The 19,344-nt window shown below is 47.3% G+C and carries 20 protein-coding genes; 1 reads left to right on the top strand and 19 read right to left on the bottom strand.

The window, feature by feature from the left end:
- Nucleotides 1-102: 102 nt before the first annotated feature.
- Nucleotides 103-1,563 (bottom strand): sigma-54 dependent transcriptional regulator, encoded by a 1,461-nt coding sequence (locus JKP77_RS08855; RefSeq protein WP_218310823.1) that lies wholly within the window; start codon nt 1,561-1,563, stop codon nt 103-105.
- 146 nt (nt 1,564-1,709) lie between these two features.
- On the bottom strand, nt 1,710-2,510 hold the full coding sequence (locus JKP77_RS08860) for a flagellin N-terminal helical domain-containing protein (RefSeq protein WP_218310824.1): 801 nt from the start codon (nt 2,508-2,510) through the stop codon (nt 1,710-1,712).
- Between the two features lie 262 nt (nt 2,511-2,772).
- Between JKP77_RS08860 and JKP77_RS08865 the strand changes: the two genes are divergently transcribed.
- On the top strand, nt 2,773-3,519 hold the full coding sequence (locus JKP77_RS08865) for an FkbM family methyltransferase (protein ID WP_218310825.1): 747 nt from the start codon (nt 2,773-2,775) through the stop codon (nt 3,517-3,519).
- A 19-nt stretch (nt 3,520-3,538) separates the two neighbouring features.
- Here JKP77_RS08865 and JKP77_RS08870 read toward each other — a convergent pair whose 3' ends face one another.
- The 17 genes from JKP77_RS08870 to JKP77_RS08950 are packed head-to-tail and all read right to left on the bottom strand — an operon-like array spanning nt 3,539 to nt 19,344.
- Nucleotides 3,539-4,471, bottom strand: coding sequence for a hypothetical protein (locus JKP77_RS08870; RefSeq protein ID WP_218310826.1), 933 nt, complete (start codon nt 4,469-4,471; stop codon nt 3,539-3,541).
- 57 nt (nt 4,472-4,528) lie between these two features.
- Nucleotides 4,529-5,611 carry a hypothetical protein gene (locus tag JKP77_RS08875; RefSeq protein ID WP_218310827.1) on the bottom strand — a complete coding sequence of 361 codons (1,083 nt, stop codon included), beginning with the start codon at nt 5,609-5,611 and terminating at the stop codon, nt 4,529-4,531.
- Nucleotides 5,608-6,867 (bottom strand): glycosyltransferase family 2 protein, encoded by a 1,260-nt coding sequence (locus JKP77_RS08880; RefSeq protein ID WP_218310828.1) that lies wholly within the window; start codon nt 6,865-6,867, stop codon nt 5,608-5,610. The genes JKP77_RS08875 and JKP77_RS08880 overlap by 4 nt, the downstream gene beginning before the upstream one ends.
- Nucleotides 6,867-7,661 carry a glycosyltransferase family 2 protein gene (locus JKP77_RS08885; RefSeq protein ID WP_218310829.1) on the bottom strand — a complete coding sequence of 265 codons (795 nt, stop codon included), beginning with the start codon at nt 7,659-7,661 and terminating at the stop codon, nt 6,867-6,869. The genes JKP77_RS08880 and JKP77_RS08885 overlap by 1 nt, the downstream gene beginning before the upstream one ends.
- Nucleotides 7,658-8,011: a RapZ C-terminal domain-containing protein gene (locus JKP77_RS08890; protein WP_218310830.1), complete on the bottom strand. Its 354-nt coding sequence runs from the start codon at nt 8,009-8,011 to the stop codon at nt 7,658-7,660. The genes JKP77_RS08885 and JKP77_RS08890 overlap by 4 nt, the downstream gene beginning before the upstream one ends.
- An 18-nt stretch (nt 8,012-8,029) precedes the next feature.
- Nucleotides 8,030-8,896 (bottom strand): glycosyltransferase family 2 protein, encoded by an 867-nt coding sequence (locus JKP77_RS08895; RefSeq protein ID WP_218310831.1) that lies wholly within the window; start codon nt 8,894-8,896, stop codon nt 8,030-8,032.
- Complete coding sequence (gene glf / locus JKP77_RS08900) at nt 8,896-10,062, bottom strand: UDP-galactopyranose mutase (protein WP_218310832.1); 1,167 nt, start codon at nt 10,060-10,062, stop codon at nt 8,896-8,898. Before glf ends, JKP77_RS08895 begins: the two co-directional genes overlap by 1 nt.
- A gap of 4 nt (nt 10,063-10,066) precedes the next feature.
- Entirely contained in the window at nt 10,067-11,011 is a 945-nt protein-coding gene (locus JKP77_RS08905) for a glycosyltransferase family 2 protein (protein ID WP_218310833.1), read from the bottom strand.
- Entirely contained in the window at nt 11,008-12,210 is a 1,203-nt protein-coding gene (locus JKP77_RS08910; protein ID WP_218310834.1) for an acyl-CoA reductase, read from the bottom strand. The genes JKP77_RS08905 and JKP77_RS08910 overlap by 4 nt, the downstream gene beginning before the upstream one ends.
- Entirely contained in the window at nt 12,207-13,292 is a 1,086-nt protein-coding gene (locus tag JKP77_RS08915) for a LuxE/PaaK family acyltransferase (protein ID WP_218310835.1), read from the bottom strand. Before JKP77_RS08915 ends, JKP77_RS08910 begins: the two co-directional genes overlap by 4 nt.
- 14 nt (nt 13,293-13,306) lie before the next feature.
- On the bottom strand, nt 13,307-14,716 hold the full coding sequence (locus JKP77_RS08920) for an AMP-binding protein (RefSeq protein ID WP_218310836.1): 1,410 nt from the start codon (nt 14,714-14,716) through the stop codon (nt 13,307-13,309).
- 15 nt (nt 14,717-14,731) lie between these two features.
- Nucleotides 14,732-15,499, bottom strand: coding sequence for an SDR family NAD(P)-dependent oxidoreductase (locus tag JKP77_RS08925; RefSeq protein ID WP_218310837.1), 768 nt, complete (start codon nt 15,497-15,499; stop codon nt 14,732-14,734).
- Complete coding sequence (locus tag JKP77_RS08930) at nt 15,483-15,722, bottom strand: acyl carrier protein (protein WP_218310838.1); 240 nt, start codon at nt 15,720-15,722, stop codon at nt 15,483-15,485. Before JKP77_RS08930 ends, JKP77_RS08925 begins: the two co-directional genes overlap by 17 nt.
- 16 nt (nt 15,723-15,738) lie before the next feature.
- A complete protein-coding gene (locus JKP77_RS08935; protein WP_218310839.1) occupies nt 15,739-16,320 on the bottom strand; it encodes a GNAT family N-acetyltransferase in 582 nt (193 codons plus the stop codon).
- Nucleotides 16,313-17,368, bottom strand: coding sequence for a UDP-2,4-diacetamido-2,4,6-trideoxy-beta-L-altropyranose hydrolase (pseG, locus tag JKP77_RS08940; protein ID WP_218310840.1), 1,056 nt, complete (start codon nt 17,366-17,368; stop codon nt 16,313-16,315). Before pseG ends, JKP77_RS08935 begins: the two co-directional genes overlap by 8 nt.
- Nucleotides 17,347-18,405: a pseudaminic acid synthase gene (gene pseI / locus JKP77_RS08945; protein WP_218310841.1), complete on the bottom strand. Its 1,059-nt coding sequence runs from the start codon at nt 18,403-18,405 to the stop codon at nt 17,347-17,349. The genes pseG and pseI overlap by 22 nt, the downstream gene beginning before the upstream one ends.
- Nucleotides 18,406-19,344: a glycosyltransferase family 9 protein gene (locus JKP77_RS08950; protein WP_218310842.1), complete on the bottom strand. Its 939-nt coding sequence runs from the start codon at nt 19,342-19,344 to the stop codon at nt 18,406-18,408.

Genomic DNA, 19,344 nt, shown 5'->3' on the forward strand with positions numbered 1-19,344 from the left:
TTCGACGACCCGCACTGGGCGGGAAAGTCGTGACACATCTGTGCCAGCAGAAAGAACTTCAGTGAAAAATGTGATGCAGGGCGAGTAGCCCGCCCCGCGTTGTCAGATTTGCTCTTCGCGTTGGATATCGTATTTACGCATCTTTTCAACCAGCGTTGTTCTGCGCATACCCAGCTTGTCTGCCGCCCTGGCAACTACCCAGTCCTGCTGTTCCAGCGCCTGCCGAATAAGATTGATTTCCAGTTCAGACAAATATTCTTTCAGATTGACGCCGCTTTCCGGGAGCTGAGAAGACATATAAGCGTCACTGTCTTGCGATTCAGACTCGTCACTTTGCGCGGGCTCACTGGCAGCAGCCTCAGCAAAGATGGCGTTAAAGGCATCCCGTTCCAGTAATTCTTCAGGATAGTCCGGCTGGTAGGCTTCCACATCACCGTACTGATACTTTTGCGGCAGATCCTGTATATCGACGATTTGCCCGGGATACAGGATGCTCAATCGTTCAACCAGATTCGACAGCTCGCGCACATTGCCCGCCCAGTCATGCTCCATCAGAGAGCCGATAGCCTGCTCAGTAAACCGCACGCCATCAACGCCGTCGCCCTGAATGCGGCTAATAAGCTCTTGCAACAACAACGGAATATCATCGCGACGCTCTCGTAATGCAGGACTGTCTATGGGAAAGACATTCAGACGATAGTACAAATCCTCGCGGAATTTATCGTCTCTGATCATCGTCTCTAAATCACGATGTGTTGCAGCAATAATACGAACGTTGCACTGCATCGGCTTGTTGCCGCCAACACGTTCAAAAGTCCGTTCCTGCAGTACCCGCAAGAGCTTTACCTGCATCTGCATTGGCATATCGCCAATTTCATCCAGAAACAACGTACCGCCTTCGGCCAGCTCGAATCGCCCTTTTCGTGCACTGATAGCCCCTGTAAACGCGCCTTTTTCGTGCCCGAACAGCTCACTTTCCAGCAACTCGCCGGGAATGGCACCACAGTTTACCGGAATGAATGGCCCTTCTTTTCTGGCAGAGAGAAAGTGCACATTACGCGCTACCACTTCTTTACCCGTTCCGGATTCACCCAGAATCAGTACCGTGGCATCGGTAGGCGCAACTTGCTCGACCAGTCGGCGCACGCCCTGAATCTGATCGCTTTTACCAACCAGGCTGCGAAACAAGCGGGTTTTGGCGCCACTCCCTCTTGTTGCACCAGGTTTTTGGCGACTATATTCCTGACACCGGTGGATAGCCTGGGTGAGTACGGGGTAAGTAAGTGGCAAAGTAATAACACTGACCAGATTGCAGTCAGGCTTTATCTGGCCGTTGGCGGGCTGGATAGCCACAAAAGGAATATGAGGAAACTGTGTGATTATCGCTTTGGCTTTGGCCGCGTCATCAAAATCTATCAGCACAGCATCTACCTTAGTGGCGCGCAATGCCTCTTCACAAGCGGAAAAACTTGTGTGCTGGCATGGCTCCCCCAAGAAGGTAATGATGGTTTCTAAGCTGTGAGTAAGGTCGCCGTTATCACTAACGAGCAAGATATCCTTCATCAATTCCCCGAAAACGCGTTTTTATTATTAACAGTTTAGCGCACCTGCATGATTGTAACGGCAAAAGATACCAGCGCAACTGCTGATTCCTGAATTCCAGTAATAAAAAAAGCAGGTTACCCTGCTTTTTTCAAATTCTGTGAAGATTAATTGAGCAGGTTGAGCACTTGTCCCTTCTGCTGATTGGACTGAGCCTGAACGGTTAATGCCGCCTGACCTAATGTGTCATTGGCAATGCTTTGCGATACTGCCTGCGCATAATCTGTATCTGCAATTCGGCTTCGCGCTGCTGACGTATTCACATCGGCTTGAGAAAGGTTGCGCGCCGTGCTCTCAAACTGGCTTTGGGTTGCCCCCAAATCAGATCGCGCACCGCCAACCACTTCAATAGCAGCATCTGCGGCACTAAGAGCATCGTTTACGCTGGTTCCACCTGTGATATCGATGCTGAGCACATCCGATAGCTGACTGCCTATGTCCTGCGTATTTACATCAATTTGCTGACCGTCATTTGCCCCTACCTGAAAACTCAATGAACCATTTTCAGATAACAGCGGTTTTCCGGCAAAATTTGTTTGCTCGATGGTCTGACTGATATTGTCCTGCAACTGGGTGATTTCAGACTGTATGGCCTGTTTATCAGAATCGCTTAAGATCCCGTTGCCGGCCTGAATGGTAAGCTCGCGAATGCGATTAACATCATTATTGATGTTTCCCAACCCACCTTCTGCTACTTGCGCCAGTGAAATGCCGTCATAGGCATTACTAATAGCCTGGCGGTTCCCTTCAACCTGTGAAGTCAGCCGGTCGATAATCTGCTGCGCCGCAGCGCCATCAGCGGCACTGTTTATCTTTTTGCCGCTGGCAAGTTTCTCCATCAGGTTGGTTTGTTTTTCCTGCACCTGTTGGAGAAGCGACGATGAGCCTGAGCTGTTAAATTCAATCATAGCACCTCCGCTAATATTATAATCAGTTTAGCAGAATAATGACTATTTACTAAGCAAGATGCCGCATACTTTAGTATATTAATTCATACCATAGCCAGTATCACTTTGTTTTGTATGGGCTAAGTTTTGTTACCAGGGTATATTTCACCATTTAGATTAGTTTTTCAGTATATTGCGTTAAGAGAATTATTGCCACGATACAACTTAACACTTAATGTGGTTAAGCTAAGGTATGCTGACTGCTCAAAAATCGGAGGAACCATTGGGAAAGGCAATAGCAACAACAGCTGATTTTGTAAAGCGCGTACTGGATCGTAAAAGAGACGGCTCATTAAAGGATACGCAGGTTCTTGAATTTTTTCACTTCGCATATCCTCTTGCTGAAAAATCATATGCCCAGCTATATCAGGACCTGTGGGTGCTTTTCATGCTCAAAGAAAAACAGGTCGGCTTTTTTGTTGAGTTTGGCGCATGTGACGGCTTATCAATGAGCAATACAGCTTTACTTGAACGTGAATACGGATGGAAAGGTATTCTCGCCGAGCCTAACCCAAGATGGCATAACGCACTCAAACAGGAAAGGAACTGCTCAATTTGTTTTGACTGTGTCACTGACGGCGAATATGCCACGACTACTTTTTACGATGTCGAGAGCGAACCTGAGCTTTCCCGGTTAAGTAACATCGTTCCGACAGATCATCATGAGGAAACCGGTGCTCGAGCAGACGCCAATGTTATTTCAGTTAATTGTCTGTCGTTGAACGAATTGCTACAAAGATACAATGCGCCCGACACCATCGATTTCTTATCTATCGACACAGAAGGGTCTGAATACGAAATTCTTAAAAATTTTGACATCCAAAAATGGCATATAAAGTTAATTGCCGTGGAGCACGGTGGAGACCAAAAAAAGCGCGAAAGAATAAAGGAACTTCTCACCGGTAAGGGTTTTTCTCGTTGGAATACCGAGGTTTCACGTTGGGATGATTGGTACGTTAACCAATATTAGACTTGTAAATTAAACCATTTCAAACGAGGCGCCTGATTATTCTCAATGTATCACTAATTTGAAGCCCCTCTGAATCAAGCTTTAGTGATGGCGGGCTTAGTTTTATATCTAAGTTTTCTCTGACCCAGATTCTGTCTGCCTTGTATCGATCGACAATGATGTTACATAACTCTTCAGTCAGCATGGTCGAGCCTGGTTGTGCACTACCAAATTCATTAAGCAAAAGCTGTCTAAATTGTTCGAAACCGGGCCCAAGTAACCTTACATTTTCTGGCCATGACTGCAGTAGCTCAATCGCTTTCCTTGGTAAACTCACATTAGTTGCAGGCTGACAAACACGCGCAAAAATATCTTTCGGGACCCCAATAATATCTGAGATACGATGCCAGAATTGATTCTTCACCGATGAGAATGGAAAAGCATTTAATTTTACATGCTGCCTGTCAGATAAAACTGGAGACAGCTTTTTTTCAAAAAAGTAATCGGGCTTGTCAATAAACTCTGATACATAATTCTCTGGACTAAGCTTAGTTGCATTTGTTGACAACTGCCGTAAGTACGCAGAATTGATCAAGCTCAACTGCTCTCGCACGATTGCAATTATTTCAATATCAAAATCAGTAAACGCATTTCTCAAATTTTCGTAATTGTTACAGTAGATAAAAGCCTCGGAAGACAAGAAAACGCTATCAACGTTGGAGTCACAATGTGACACTTCTTCTTTAAGTTCCTGCAATAACGCCGTAATTGACGCAGGCTTAATCCAATCTACTGGTGACGAGAGTAATGGGTAAGCCCATTGATGATGACCGACATGTTGCAATCCTGATTTGGGGTAGAGAATACCATGCAGTAAGAGTTCCTCACGTTTATTGTAGAACGCGGTCTGAATTGACGTTGAACCAGACCTTGGCCAACCAATGTGTAAATACAGCTTCAACTTTTGAGCCATAAAAAATATTCTTTGCCTCACCGAATGTTACTTATGATTATCCCCACGATAACAACACTAGAAAGTAAAAATTGCATCGTCTGGCATATGTAGATTCAGCAACTCCCTTATCGTTGTTGCGTGATGGAAGCTCGCTACAATAAAAACGCTATCGCAATGCCTACTCGAATCAAATTGACTGACTTCCAGTCCGCAAAACTTTCTACCGATGTCAGAATAACTATCGACAAACCCAGTAACCGGAATATTTTCACTATGCAGCACCCCGTGGAGGTACTCTCCAAGTTCACAAGCCCCATAAATATACAGCGGCTTTCCGGCAGTGAGAGCTCTCTGGCACGTTACGATAAGAGAAGATAACTGCCTGGACACCTTCCTGTCAGATGCTCGAGGACCGAAGCCGAGGTATCGACGACTATCAAAAGGTTGCGGGGCTAAGCCCTGATTTGGTGAGGCTAGTACGACATTATGGCTATTTTCATATTGGTAGTACGCAAGCAACTCGTGCATATTTTCCAAAATCCACGCATATTCCGTCTCATCTATACTCCGCGCTCTAGTCGCGATTTGATTTGATATCCCCTTATCAAGGGAGTCTACAAAGCTCGCATTTGACTCAGTGACATAAGCAATACCGCTGAGATCGGTATCCTTTTCAAGCATGCCTGAATGAAACTCTATAGGCAGCGACTTGCATGCCCGTTTTAAGGCTTGCTCAGGATTACTTATAAACGACTCGAACTGAATAATCGGATATCCTTTTTGCATAAAAAATTGCCAGTCATGCAGAAAACGCCTGAATCTCAAAAATAAAGGTGGATCTTCTGCGGTAGTACTATTCAGTCCGTACCACTTGTTCTTTAGTGACGCCCACGCGTCGAAAGGGTTTCGTACAATGAGCAAAGGGTATACTTCGAAGCCCTCAATAGCATAAACCTCAGCCACTTCCTGCCAGGAGAATGCGACAGTTGTCATTTTAACCCATGTCAGAGATGTGCTCACACGTGACAGGTTTACCTCAATTCGGTCTGACGCCATATCTAGCACACCATCCAGATCAGGGTGCTTTAAAAAGCAAGAGGAAACGAGTGTAGTACCTCCACTCTGAAGTCCAGAGGCAAGTATCATTGTCTTTTTCAAATTATACATTCCTCTTTGACACCAGAAGCCAGAAGCTTGTTTTTTACTGCTGTATAGCTGGAATAGCTTGCGATGAAATAAATAAGGTCTTCCTCAACAGTCAATGCCTGCCATGGCTTTACTGTGGCACCCATAAAGTCTGCTCCGGCTTTGGTATCGTCAATCACCTGCACGCTATAGACCGTGTTCATTGGCTCGACAACAGATGCTGCCAGCGTGTTTGCTCCAATCAAATAGACGCCTTTTACAGCGTCAGGTGCGTGACTGCATAGCAAATTTGTGAAGCGTTCATAGGTAACCAATCTTTGGTAATCACGCCCACGCCAGTCAAAAACTTCATTTGCCACTTCTATTCTAGCTTTGACGTTATTCTCGTCAGGTGTAAACGGCAGCAAGTGTTCACGTAACTCTGACGGTAATTTATTAAAAAGAAAGTCGAAATCAAGCACTGAGCTTTTATAGCACTTTATCATTTGATTCAGTTTGCTGATGATCTCGGTTGAAGCTGCATACCTGAACTTGAGTATGTCCCCCCAATGTTCAGCGAGAAAGTGAAATGCTGCCAGCAAATACGTGTCACGGTCACTGCGCAGCTGAAGAAAAAACCCAGACCAGACGATAACTCTGGACTCTGCCATTTTAAGCGTGTCGGTAGACATGGACCCTTCGCGCTTTATATAACGTGCGGTCGGTTTGTGCAGGGATGAAAAGGTGGCATTGGTCAACGCAAGCCGGCATAGTAAGTCATAGTCTTCATGGCCTTTCCGAAGGTCAGCACTTTCATTAAAACGAAGTTCTTTGAGAAGACTTGTCCGGAAGAAAAACGAAGCTGGCGGACCAATATTACTGCGAAGTAGAGCTGCAATAGGGTCGCCCACTTGCGGATAAATCACCATTTCCTTGCCCTGTTTATTAAGAACATAGGCGGAGCAAATAACATCAGTCGTTGCACTATCGGAAAGGCTGTTCAGCGCATCTGGAAGTAATTCATCATCTGCGTCGAGAAACAGCACCCATCGAGTCTCAGCCTCAATTAAACCTGTATTTCTGGCGCATGCCAGCCCTTTATTTTCCTGACGGATTAAAGCGATATTAACTTCCTGCGCAACAGGTATATCTACGGGCACATCGGAGCCATCATCTACCACAATGACTTTGCGAGGCTTTACCTCTAACTTACAGATTGAATGAAGCGCTCCATCAAGCTCTTCATTGTGATTAAAGCACGGTATGACGATGCTAACATCTGCATACATCACATAGCTCCGGCCCAATAATGGCGATGCGCTTTGTAGGTATTATGCTCAATGTCATGGTGTTGGGTCGCGGCCTCCCAAAACCTCACATCCCAGTTTTCGCCGTATTTATCGATAAAATACTGATACGCAAAACGCTTGGCATTTACCAGGTATTCTTCGCGTGAAATCGTTTTGGTTGCCTTATTGCCGTACGTGGTGCCGCCCAGATGTAAATAGTCCAGACCATCGTAATACGCCATAAACCAGCCATCACTGTACAGTTTATAACTGTATTCGTGAATGGCCCCCCAGCAATATTTGAAGGTATGATTTAGAAAGCCATATTTCTGGACCACTTCACCGCGCATAAACAAAAACAGATAATCAGAGGTGGTAACCGGGCGAACGCCCTTCGACTGCGGCTCAGCACCTGGATACGAAGCGCCTTTTTCTGTTGGCGACATTACCCCTAATCTGGGGTTATCCTGCATGACATCAATCATTTCCTGAATGAAGTCCTGCTTATCGTTAATAAAAACATCGTTCATACAAAACAGGTAATAATCATACTCTCTTTGCATGTTCAGATAATTCAGACCCACGTTGTGCCCGAAACACTTCCCTTTAAAGTCATCGTCAGAATACAGCACGGTCTGATATGACGTAAGGTTCGCAGGTTCAGTACCGCACTCTACAACCAGAATACCTTTATTCGGATAACTGTCGGCTTCAAACTGCTTTACACTTCGTTCCACCAGGTCTGGGCGGTTTCGCGACACAATAACGATCGCCACTCTTGGTTGAGACTTCACTTTTTCCACTCCCTATGAATCACATCAACATCTACGCCTTTGGCGCGCATTTTCGCCGCAACATGCTCAACAATAATCGCCGAGCGGTGGCGTCCAGCATTACAACCCAGCGCAATCCGGGCATCATCGTCCAGCGTAATGATCACATCCATCATCGGTAACAACGCACTAATGAAATCATTGACCTTGGGTTGACTAAGAACATAGTCAACCATTTGGTTATCGGGCTGATCAAACAGACTCCAGCGACTTTCCCGTGCCGGATTCTTTGCGAAGCTGACATCAAAATAGTAATTCGCGTTAGGAATTCCATATTTAAAACCAAAGCTAATAAGGGTTAACTTTTGCATTATTACCTCCAGGCACTACTACTGATGCCGCTTTAACCGGCTAGCCACTTCGCTAGCCGTACAGGAATTTAATTTTTCAAGCTGAGGCGCGATCCGTTCAACTGACTCCACTAGCGCATCCGGATCAGCGTAGCTTTTCCCTGTCAGCAACGTATCACAAAACACATCAATATCGGCCTGTGAGTGAATAATCCCACTGTGTGTCCACAGACTAGTCAGTACACGTTTTCTCAGCTCTGCCTGTTTACAGGCATGGTGTATAGAAACGTTATCGGCATGTACCCGGTATTTCATTAGCGACTCTTGGGTTGCATACATTTGCCACCCCGTTTCTGACAAAATACGTGCAAGCCAGCCATAGTCTTCCATGTATTCCAAATCTGGCGAATAACGATAAGCCGCATACAAATCTCGACGAACCATCCAACTGGGATGGCACAACGGGGTATTGCCTAACATTGCCAGCGCTTGGGTTTGCTTATGGGTTTGTCGGTAGTGCCAGCAACCTGTCGTAGCGCCAAACAAATCAACTTTTGAGCCAAGCACACCCAATGCTTTATTGTTTGAGAAGTAATCCAGTTGCACTGCCAGTCTGTTTGCATAGCAAATATCATCACTATCCATACGGGCGATGAATTCACCAGACGTCTCATTCAACAGCGTATTAAGCGTATGGGCCACCCCCCGGTTGGCGCTTACGAATACCCGGACCCGGCTATCTTCTTCAGCCCATTTTTCGCAAAGCGAAACTGTCTGATCAGTCGAGCCATCATCCCAGATTAATAACTCAAAATCGCGAAAAGACTGGGCGAGTACAGAGGACACAGCCTCGGAAATGAATGCTTGTGCATTGTATGCTGGCATTATCACCGATACTTGCGGCATTACAAGTCCGTCGCGATGCGCTCAAACATCGCCAGTGCATTGGCCACCGCATCGTCCATATTGTAATACTTATAGTCCGCCAGACGCCCCAACACATGTAGATTAGCAAACTGATTACACTGATGTTGATATCGCTGATGTGACGCTTGGTTTTGATCTGTGAACACCGGATAGTAAGGCACGTTTTTTTCCGGGTCTAAACGATCAAAGTCTTGCGGGTACTCTTTGACAATCGTTGTATGAGCACTCGTGACCGGTAATATATGCTTAAATTCAGTGATCCGGGTAAATGCTTCTTCATTGGGATAATTCACTGTGGTGGCTGGCTGGTAATACTCCACCGGTAACGTTTCATACTTAAACTTCAACGAGCGATAAGGCAGTTCACCAGCCACATAGTCAAACAGCGCATCCAGCATGCCGGTAAAAATGATTTTCCCGTCGAAGCGCTCTCCATCGAAATAAATAGCTCCGCTGCCGGCATCCAGTCGTAACCGGGCCACAGCGTTACAATTGAGCTCCACTTCGATGTTTTGATGTGACAGCATGGCCTCAAACATCGGCGTATACCCCTGTGACGGAATAGCCTGATAATGGTCGTGAAAATAGCGATTATCCCGCGATATTACCACCGGTACACGTGCGGTAACCTCCGGAGAAATATCTTCTGGCTTACACCCCCATTGTTTCACCGTGTAATTGACAAAAAACTTGTCATAGACAAGCTGTCCCAAAGCCCGCAAGGTATCGTGCTCAGACTGTTTTAATTTCAGAATGGGAACTTTGGCATCACGGCCATATTCGTTGACCAGCAATGAGGCGATACGCTTTGCTTCTTCAGCAGGATACAGTGCATCTAACGTGTTTAAATTAAATGGCAGCGGAACAAGGTTACCGTCCACTCTCGACAATACCTCGTGTTCATACCTATGCCATTCAGTAAACTGCGACAGATATTGCCAGACCTGTTCTTTACTGGTGTGAAAAAGATGCGGGCCATACTGGTGAACCACAATACCGTGTTCATTTTTAAAGTCGTAACAGTTTCCCCCGATATGAGAGCGCTGCTCCAACACCAGGACATGTTTGTTCGCTACACTGGCAAACCGCTCTGCCATGACAGCACCAGAAAATCCTGCGCCGACGACAATGACATCAGGTTTCATTTTCCTACTCCGCTAACAGTGCTCGCGCTCTTTCCGGCTGATGCCGGTTTTCCCAGGCAAGAAGGTGACGCGAATTAAAAAAATGCTCAGCGGCCGACGCCAGCTCAATTTGCTGCAAAAACTGCTCGTCATTATGTCTGAAAAGGAAATACAACGATGCCGCAAAGTGATGGTGCGCAATTCCCTGCTGAATGATAGTGTCATCATCAATGAACTGACGCGCATGCTGACACGTTGTCACAATATCATGCAGACTCTGAATACGTCTGGACACACTTTTTTGTGTCTGTGCACCAAAGCTGTTTTCATGCATACGATAGCGACCGAGCACCTGCGGTATAAAATCGATAGATCCGTTAAGATAACCGGCATTCATGACGTAGAAAGGATAGTCCAGAATAATGCGACAATCATCTAACACGGTATGTTGCGTATTGTCATGATTGCGAAACATTACGCTACTTGCCTGCATATAAGTGCCATAACGAACAAGATGGGTTATATCGGACTTCTCGGGGATCTGTTCCCAGTTATAATGATCAGCCGAATAGCGTTTTATCGACTGATTGGTATCGGAATCAAACACATCTGATTCGTGATAAACCATCCCGCACTCAGGATGGTTATCAAGGTAGTCGACCTGCGTCTGCAGCTTGCCGGGCAAAGCGACGTCATCACCATCAAGATAAGCAATATACTCACCTTTCGCCTGCAACAGCAGCGTCTTCATGTTCTCTGCAAGTCCACCATTTTCCTTCTTGATAACAGGAACAAGATTGTCAAACTCGCTTGCTAACTGCCTGATAATTTGCGCAGTTCCATCAGGAGAAGCATCATCACAAACGATAACCTCGTACCCAAAATCGGTTTGCTGCTCGCAAATCGACCGGATGGTTTCCTCGATGTACTTTTCCAGATTATATGCAGGGATCAGCACTGAAAGCTTCATTCTATTACCACACGCCGTGCCAGTTGGCTTATTAACTCATACCCGTCCCACTGAGGTGCAAACTCAAGCGCTCGTCCGAGCGGAACCACTCTGTCTATTCCTGTTATCGACGGCTGGCCGATGAACTTTACTAATGCCTGCTTTGCGATACCAAAGTAGCTCAGTGTCTGCAGACGATCTGAGATTGACTCCGCAATCTCATCTAAGGTATCCACACACTGACAGTACAGCACCTGTCGACCGACATGGTAATCCAGAAGTCCCTCTTCAAACCGGGCACACTCGATGACACATATCGCGCCACCAATTATCACCTGGTTAACCTCAGTCACCAATTGCACAGATTGCGCCGTGATCAGCTGCTCATTTTTCGTTGTTATCGCGCTGTCAGCCTGTCTGTCTACCCCGGATTCAATCTGGCCAAAGAACTGCGACAAAGATTTGCGGCTACCCAACCAAAACAACACACGGGGAGAGGAACAGGCCTGTTGTTCATATGGCGCAATATCTTTCAGTAAAGTAGCTGCCGCCTGCTTGGCGGTGTCCTCCTTCACAAGGGTACCAGCGTCAATTACGCAGGCCGAATAACGGTCTGCGAAGCTAATATCCCTGCAACGGGGTTTACAGGCGAAACGCCTGAGCGCGTTAACGCTGTTATCGCCCCCCCACAATACTCTGGCGTCAGCGTCGATGCACAATGACGCCGTGTACTCGGCGCCCTCCTGAGTATCATGCTGATATTGAATAAACAGATTGCGCTGAGCAATATCACGATAATCACCAAAGGAAAATACCTCGTTGAGCAAGGCTACAATTAGGGTTTGCACTGCGCCTGAACGAGACGACACCCTGACAATATTTTTATTACCGGTAAGTAGGGAGCACACCCAGCTATAAATAAACATGGTGTCCACATTCGCCGGCGTAAAGTGCACTACCGTACCCAGTGCTTTATAACTGCTTTCATTGTAAGCCTTGAGAATATGTCTGGTATTGGCCTCCCGCAGCCAGAACGCCAACGCAACAAGTTCGGCATGCTCACGGCATGCCGAACTTCGCATCATTCTTGTCGAGACGTCCTGCAAAAAAGCAATCGCTTTGTCGCTAGAGAACCCCATTGGGGTTAGTGTCCAGATCTCCCAGTCGCTAATAACTGTGGCAGCAACGTGCGATTTGGGGGCTACGATGTTCAGTGTCATACTGAAACCTGCGTGTCACTGCAGCCACGCACCTCCGTCTTGGGTAACCTTCCAAGCACTTCAAAATACTTACCTGATCGTCCACATGAACAATCATCCTGTCCCAGCACCCGCCCGACATCTTCCGTTAATAAACTAAAACCCGGATAGCTGGTCGGTATTGAAGATATCACCTGTATGAGTCCTTGCGTTTTGTTTTCGCAAACGGCAAGCGAATACGGATCCCGGATAAGTATGTCTGCCATCTCAGGAACATGCAGGTGCCCTTGTTCACACTCTACAAATACTGTTCCGACCTGCTCAGCCATACCATAAAAATTGTGCACACGCGGTATGCCGGTAAGCCTGGTCACTTCGCGCTTGAAGGTGGGATTGTCGACTTGTTTATCGGTCAGCTTTTTCCAGCCTCCGCTGTGAATGAGCGCGCCATGAGGTAACGATAATGATAGCTTTTGCGCCTTTAATGCTTCCAGAAAGCAGGTCCACACCATAAAGGTGAAACCAAACACCAGTACTGGTTGATCAGCGTATAACTTCTGAAATGAATTAAGCGCGTCGGTGTTTAACGTCATATCATCATTCAACGCATACACTGTCTGGCGCCCGAAAAATGCCATACCCTGTATTCCGGCCGCACGTGCTGACAGCGCTTTATTTTTTAACACTGACGGAGCATCGATAACCAGCAGTGGCAAACGTTGTTTGCCGATGAAGTTCTGCATAATTTTAACCAGTGCTTTACTCTGACGCGCGCTGGTTATCCTGTCGAGAATTACTTTTGCGGGGGTTTGGCTGGTCGTCCCGGAAGATTGTAATACCCTGAAAACGTCGTCATCTGAAATACTGCTCAGGGAAAATAATTTAAATAGACGAACGGCCAAAAAAGGCACATCTTCAATCGTATCAGGCTGATCTCTATAATGCTGAACCAGTCTAGAATAAGCCGGTGAGTGTAGTTTATGATGCTGATGCAGCGCTTGAATGACGGGTAACAGTGCTCCTTCTTTCTCTGCGGTATTCAGAGAATACATATCCTGCGCCAGCAGTTGTTCGTAACGGTCCTGATAAGCCTGGGAAGTCATAGTCTTTGTATCTGCTAGTTACCTGTTACTGCGTTATTGGCCAATAAAGTGAGCTGCTGATAATCGATTTTGCCGTTTGCCAGCAACGGCCACTTTGCAACCACATTCACGTGATAAAACTTCGGTGGCGCATTTACCCACTCACGAGCTAATGCGTGCACCTGCTCGCGCCTGTCTTGCAAGCAAAAAATAAAAAGATGACTATCATCTCCACAACACTTTACTTCAAACCCTTTTGATGCAAAAAGGCGTTCCAGTTCATCAAGGTTAATCCGCTCACCTAACAGTTTGATGATACGCTTTTTGCGACCGGCAATTCGAAAGTCTCCGTCGTCATCAAAGTAAGCCAGGTCCCCGGTTCTGAGAATGCCTGAGACATCGAAACTGGCCATCTCACCCACAGATTCTACATAACCAAGCATGCAGTTTGGGCCAATGTAGCATAGTTCTCCCACCTTTCCGGGCTCAGATATACGGTTCTGCTCTTCATCTTCTAAGTAGAGCGTTCCACCCGGAATGGCCTGACCTATCGCGTCTGGCTTTCTCACTCTGTCCGGATGAAGCCATGCTATTCTGGCTGTCGCCTCCGTTTGACCGTACATTCTGAAAAATTGGCTGTTATTCTTATCGGCAAACTCTGCCAATGCATTAACCGTGTACTCTGAGAGTCTACCGCCTGCCTGCGTAAAGTACCGAAGCGCTGGCAAACTTCGCCGGGTAAACCGCAACCGAATGAGCATATCGTACCAATGGGGCACGCCGGCAAGTGAGTTTACCGGCAATTGTTCTACCAGCTCCCAGAAACCTTTCTCCACGATAGTATGTGAAGTAACGGCAACGCAGGCTCCCTGTGCCAGATGGGTATGTAAAACTGACAAGCCGTAGGAATAAGAAAACGGCATGCTGGCCAGCGTGATATCGTCTTTTTGAATAGGCAAATACTGACAGATGCTGCGAGTGTTTTCCTGAATATTAGTATACGACAGCGCTACCCCCTTGCCGCCGCCGGTCGACCCTGATGTCAGTAGAATTAATGCCAGTTTATCGTCAAGAACATGCCTGTGCGGATGAAAGCTCAATTCATGGGTATCGGTGAGCACAAGATTAGGAAGAAACGATGCTTTTAGTTGCTCCACTCCGTCGTCGTGCATTTGTGGGCTGACAACAATAACCGGCCACCGGGCGCGCAAACAGGCCAGATAGTAAACTATTCCGGTGAGCGAGTTTTCCATTTGCAGTAACACCAAGGGTCGAGGTTTCTGCACCAAAGTTCGGGCATCTTGGCTGTTTTTCAGTAAATCAAGCAGATGAGTCTGGCATTGCTTTACTTTTTCTTCCAATAAGGCATAAGTAACAGAATCGCTATTCATCTTCAGCGCAACCCGTTCAGCCCAGGAACCTAGTGAAGAGATCCAGTCGATCATTCTGTTATCCTTGGTTTACGGGTGAAATATGCCATCCACCGGGAAGACATGTCCCGACGTATAAGAGGATGCCGAACTCATCAGAAAACCGACAGCGTCAGCGACCTGTTCTGGTGTTCCTGCTCTGTTGAACGCCGTTCTGGATAACACCGCCTCTTTCGCTTTGTCGTCGTAGTGTTCGGTAAGCGATGTGTCAATGAAGCCAGGGGCGACTGCATTGACTCTGATCCCTGTGGATGCCAGTTCTTTTGCCAATGCTTTCGTTGCACCTGTCAGCGCAGCTTTACTGGCAGCGTAGGCACTCATACCAGCACTACCCTGCTCGCCCACTTGAGAAACGACATTAACGATGGCTCCCTGCTTCAGTCTGGCCATTAAACGGGCAGCTAACTGCATATGTTGATAGGCAGCCAGAAAGTTCACGTTCAATTGGTGTTTAACGGCATCCAGGCTGCTGAGCATTAAGGAGGCTTCATCCATAACGCCGGCGTTGTTTACCAGACCGATTAAGCTACCAACAGCAGGGTCGGACTGTTTACTCTGGATAGTGCGAAAAGCCGCCTTAACCGCTTGTTCATCAGCAATATCGTACACAAGGGGAACAATCCGGGCGGGATCAGTTTCGCTTAGCTTTTGTAGTGTCGTTTCATTTCGCCCGGCAGCAAACACCACAGCGCCATCAGCTAGAAGTCGCTTGACAATGGCCTGGCCAATCGCTCCTGAAGCGCCGGTTACTAATACACTGTGACCGGTTAAACAGGACGTATCAGAAAGAGACGTCATATTTTGCCAGAATTTCTTTAGCTTTCGCGACCGAACTCATGTCAATAATATCGTCGGTATCCAGCATCACGTCGAAAGTATTTTCAAGCTCCGAGATGAGTACCATATGTGCGGTCGAGTCCCATTCCTTAATAGTGTTGTATTGCAGGTCGTCTTTCACCTGGTCTGGCCCGATACCCAATGCGTCACAAAACGCCTGCGTTAGTTTTTCCTGATTCGTCATGGTGTTCTCGCCTTAATTACCGGGATAAAAAACGTTTGATCATCGTTGTAGCTTCTTCATAACGTGCTTTAGTAATACAAAGTGTTACCCAGCATCCGTCATCGGAACGTGACACGGTTTCATAGCCCAATTTTTCATTATAGTTTAGCGCCGAACGATTATCGGCTTTCACAGTCGCCTGTAAGGTGTTGATATTAAGATAATCAAAGCAGTAATCATAGAGCGCGAGTGTGGGAGCGAACGCGATGATATTCCCCTGATAGGTGGGTTCACCGATATACAAGCCAGGCTCTAATGCTTTTGCCACGGATACCGATGTCGCCGAGCTATCGGAAGGCACCTTTATATTCGTTGTGCCAATAGCCGCGCCTTTATAGCGTACTACCCAGTGACATTGCTGCGGATCGTTTTGGATCTTGCTGAACCAGTTTCGCTGCTGGAGCTCAGTTATGGTGTCAGAAGACAGCATCTTGTGCCTGACAAATTCAGAGTTTCGCCACGCCCTAAGCTGCATGATGTCATTTTCGTGCAAAGGCTCCAGTGACACTTGATAACCGCTTATCGTTAATTGGGGTAAAGTGCCTGTTACCTTAACCATTTATGGCTCCGATTATGGCTTCTGTGACTCTGCTCGCCCCGTGGGCATCATAATATTGCCGTGCAGCCTGTGACATTTCTTTCAACGCGTTATTATCCTGATAAAGCTTGAGCGCCTGTTCTGCAATCTCTAGGGGGCGAGTATTCAGGTCGTAAGTCTCACACCAGCCTTCCTGCTGCGCATTGTTTGTCGCCTCGCGCTGATTTTCTGCTACTACAACCAGAATAGACGGAGTAAAGCAGGCGCCAAGCTCAAACTGACTGCCTCCGGCAGCACTGATTGCCAGTTTGGCACTGCCCCAGGCAGAAGCCATGTCTTGGCATTGGTGTACATGCTGGACAGCATATCCCAACGCTCGGGAGAGCGCGCCTACACGCTCAGGGTTTGGGTAAGCCGGGCCGGTAATTACGCGCACCGGAACAGTTGAACCTAAGGCATCCAGAGCTGATAACAGTGGCAGCGTCAGCTCTGCCGGATCGCTTCCGCCGAAGGCTATGACAATGCCTTGACGCTGTTCAACAGGACATGCTGGCGTATCGCGAAACATTTGTCTGAGTAGCCTGTACTGTCGCCCGGTACAAAGCGTAGCGCGCGCATTCTGTGACGCGTAGTCTGCGTCCAGAGCCTGCGTAGTGCCGTTTACAATGAGGTTTGCATACGCAACCAGCCGTTGCTCGCCATCGTCGAGCACGACCGTAAAAGGCAGCTTTCCGGCTGCACCATCAATAAGATCCACGGGCAGTTGATAACCATCGAGCACCAGAATACGCGGCCTATACTTCTTCAATGTCGCCACCAGCACATTCCCGTTTTTACCGCTTGACGCCTCTGTTAACGCTGACTTGTCGATAAGTTCAACAGGAAAATCCCAGTCGTGCTGGGCTCGCGCAATGTCTGCTGCTTCCTTATCGAGCATGAATACACATTCCATTTGGTGCTGATTTGCAGCCTGAGCCAGCGCCAGACATCGAATAATATGGCCTATGCCTTTTTGTCTGCTGCCCTCAGCCCAAAAAAGGATGTCGGTCACGAGGAAAGGTGTTCCCATCGCAACGCGGTTCCCTTACTCAAGTCTTTTGACGCCACTTTGCCAATGACTTCCTGCCAGTGACGAGGAGCAAGCCCAAAAGCGGGGCGCACAATTTTCAAATTGCTCTCACTCAGCTCCTCTCCCGCTCTGACATTTTCTGACACGTATATCGAGCGGCGATATTGCTTAGCAGTGGCTTCAGCCTGAGAGCCTCCGTATCGTACTTCTCCCATTGCCTGCCAAGCTCGTCGGGTTTCGGTAACCAATGAAGTTAACTCTGACGGTTCCAGCGAAAAGGCCGCATCGACGCCGCCGGCGTTTCGATCTAACACAAAATGCTTTTCAATGACACTGGCGCCTAATGCTACCGATGCCACAGCCACACCAATACCGCCAGAATGGTCGCTTAACCCTACCTGGCAATCAAATGCAGCTCTCATATTGGGTATTGTCGCAAGATTTGTATTATTGGGTTCAGCAGGATAAGTACTGGTGCATTTTAAAAGAATAATATCCGAACAGCCGTTATTTCTGGCGCACTGAACCGCCTCCTCGATTTCTCTGAGGCTTGCCATACCTGTGGACATGATAAGTGGCTTGCCTTTTTTAGCGGCGTGGGCAACCAAGGGTAAGTCAGTCAGCTCGAACGAAGCGATTTTAAAACACGGGACATCGAGGTCATCCAGAAAATCCACTGCATGTGTATCAAACGGGGAGCTGAATGCCACCATACCTCTGGCTCCGGCACGTTCGAACAAGGCCTTATGCCATTCATAGGGGGTGGCGGCTTTCTGGTAAAGAGAATGGAGCTTCTCACCGGCCCAGAGACTATCAGACTCGCCAATAACAAAGTCGGCGCTGTCTACATCCAATGTCATGGAATCTGCAGTATAGGTTTGGAGCTTGACAGCATGTGCACCTGCGTCTGCGGCGGCATCAACCATTTTCTCAGCCAGCGCGTAATCCTGACTGTGGTTTCCACTCAGTTCCGCAATGATGAAAGGCGCGGCATCAGCCCCGACGAGATAATCTCCGATCCGGATTGCTTGCTTCACTTAAGACGCCTCCAGTAATTCGACAATATCATTCACCAACACGCCAGCATCTACCGGCTGGTTCACAGTAGTTGCATAATCAGGCATGGTAATTCGCGGATCAAAGGTGCCCGCGAGTAAAAGGGTTGGTGTGTGCGTCGCCACCGCGTACCATTGAGAAGCCGAGGGAATGGTCACCAACAATTCTGCACTACTTACAATCTCGAGACGCTTAGTAACAGGTGTATTCTGAGACAACACTTTGTATTCTACTTTATGTAAATCGAGCATATTAAAGAACGCTGAGTGATCGAGAAGTCCGTCTTCCGCTCCTTCAATACTTACCGCAATATAGGGTTTGTCTGACGCAATTCCGGTAACGTTAAGCGTCATATCAAGGTCAATATCGCTGAAGCCGCAGCAGCGTTTAAGAAAATATTCTGGATAACCTTGTTGCGGCGGCGCATCCGTATCCCACCATTGCGTAAACCACTGACCAAATGTCAGCCATGTGCTTTGCAAATACGTTTCTGCTTCACTGACTTTAACTGGTGACAATGTCTCTTGTTGAAGTTCCTCAATCAACTCTGCAACGGAAAAGGCTAAAAGGTTTCCCTCAACCGGTTCTCCCGCATCTTTTAAAAAGCGCGCCAAAAAACAGGGCATAAATGCAGTATCGAGATTCACTATCAGGGAGAAATTTTCTGCAACCACTTCTTCTGCCAATCCTAAGAACTGCTCCATTGCAGCAACAATGTTATCGGGCCAGGCTCCCTGAGGAAGTTGCATCACGCGCGCGTGCGGCGCACCTTTTTCAAAAAAAACTTTGTTTTCACCATAAGTAAGCACGGTGATTTGCGCATGGGGATACCGTTTCTGAAAATATTTGACAGCCGGAAGACCAATCGCCAATGCATCGCCTTGCTCAGCCATTCTGATAACTAAAATTTTCTCTGACAT

The organism is Alteromonas antoniana, from assembly GCF_019249295.1.
Taxonomy (GTDB): Bacteria; Pseudomonadota; Gammaproteobacteria; order Enterobacterales; family Alteromonadaceae; genus Alteromonas; species Alteromonas antoniana.

Excerpts from the sequence above, each read along its gene's own strand:
- JKP77_RS08895 (WP_218310831.1), bottom strand. The coding sequence starts at position 8,896 with ATGCCGCAAGTATCGGTGATAATGCCAGCATACAATGCACAAGCATTC.
- JKP77_RS08930 (WP_218310838.1), bottom strand. The coding sequence starts at position 15,722 with ATGACGAATCAGGAAAAACTAACGCAGGCGTTTTGTGACGCATTGGGT.
- JKP77_RS08915 (WP_218310835.1), bottom strand. The coding sequence starts at position 13,292 with ATGACTTCCCAGGCTTATCAGGACCGTTACGAACAACTGCTGGCGCAG.
- JKP77_RS08920 (WP_218310836.1), bottom strand. The coding sequence starts at position 14,716 with ATGATCGACTGGATCTCTTCACTAGGTTCCTGGGCTGAACGGGTTGCG.
- JKP77_RS08855 (WP_218310823.1), bottom strand. The coding sequence starts at position 1,563 with ATGAAGGATATCTTGCTCGTTAGTGATAACGGCGACCTTACTCACAGC.
- JKP77_RS08950 (WP_218310842.1), bottom strand. The coding sequence starts at position 19,344 with ATGTCAGAGAAAATTTTAGTTATCAGAATGGCTGAGCAAGGCGATGCA.
- pseG (WP_218310840.1), bottom strand. The coding sequence starts at position 17,368 with ATGGGAACACCTTTCCTCGTGACCGACATCCTTTTTTGGGCTGAGGGC.
- JKP77_RS08890 (WP_218310830.1), bottom strand. The coding sequence starts at position 8,011 with ATGCAAAAGTTAACCCTTATTAGCTTTGGTTTTAAATATGGAATTCCT.
- JKP77_RS08880 (WP_218310828.1), bottom strand. The coding sequence starts at position 6,867 with ATGTATGCAGATGTTAGCATCGTCATACCGTGCTTTAATCACAATGAA.
- JKP77_RS08910 (WP_218310834.1), bottom strand. The coding sequence starts at position 12,210 with ATGACACTGAACATCGTAGCCCCCAAATCGCACGTTGCTGCCACAGTT.
- JKP77_RS08860 (WP_218310824.1), bottom strand. The coding sequence starts at position 2,510 with ATGATTGAATTTAACAGCTCAGGCTCATCGTCGCTTCTCCAACAGGTG.
- JKP77_RS08935 (WP_218310839.1), bottom strand. The coding sequence starts at position 16,320 with ATGGTTAAGGTAACAGGCACTTTACCCCAATTAACGATAAGCGGTTAT.
- JKP77_RS08905 (WP_218310833.1), bottom strand. The coding sequence starts at position 11,011 with ATGAAGCTTTCAGTGCTGATCCCTGCATATAATCTGGAAAAGTACATC.
- JKP77_RS08925 (WP_218310837.1), bottom strand. The coding sequence starts at position 15,499 with ATGACGTCTCTTTCTGATACGTCCTGTTTAACCGGTCACAGTGTATTA.
- glf (WP_218310832.1), bottom strand. The coding sequence starts at position 10,062 with ATGAAACCTGATGTCATTGTCGTCGGCGCAGGATTTTCTGGTGCTGTC.
- JKP77_RS08870 (WP_218310826.1), bottom strand. The coding sequence starts at position 4,471 with ATGGCTCAAAAGTTGAAGCTGTATTTACACATTGGTTGGCCAAGGTCT.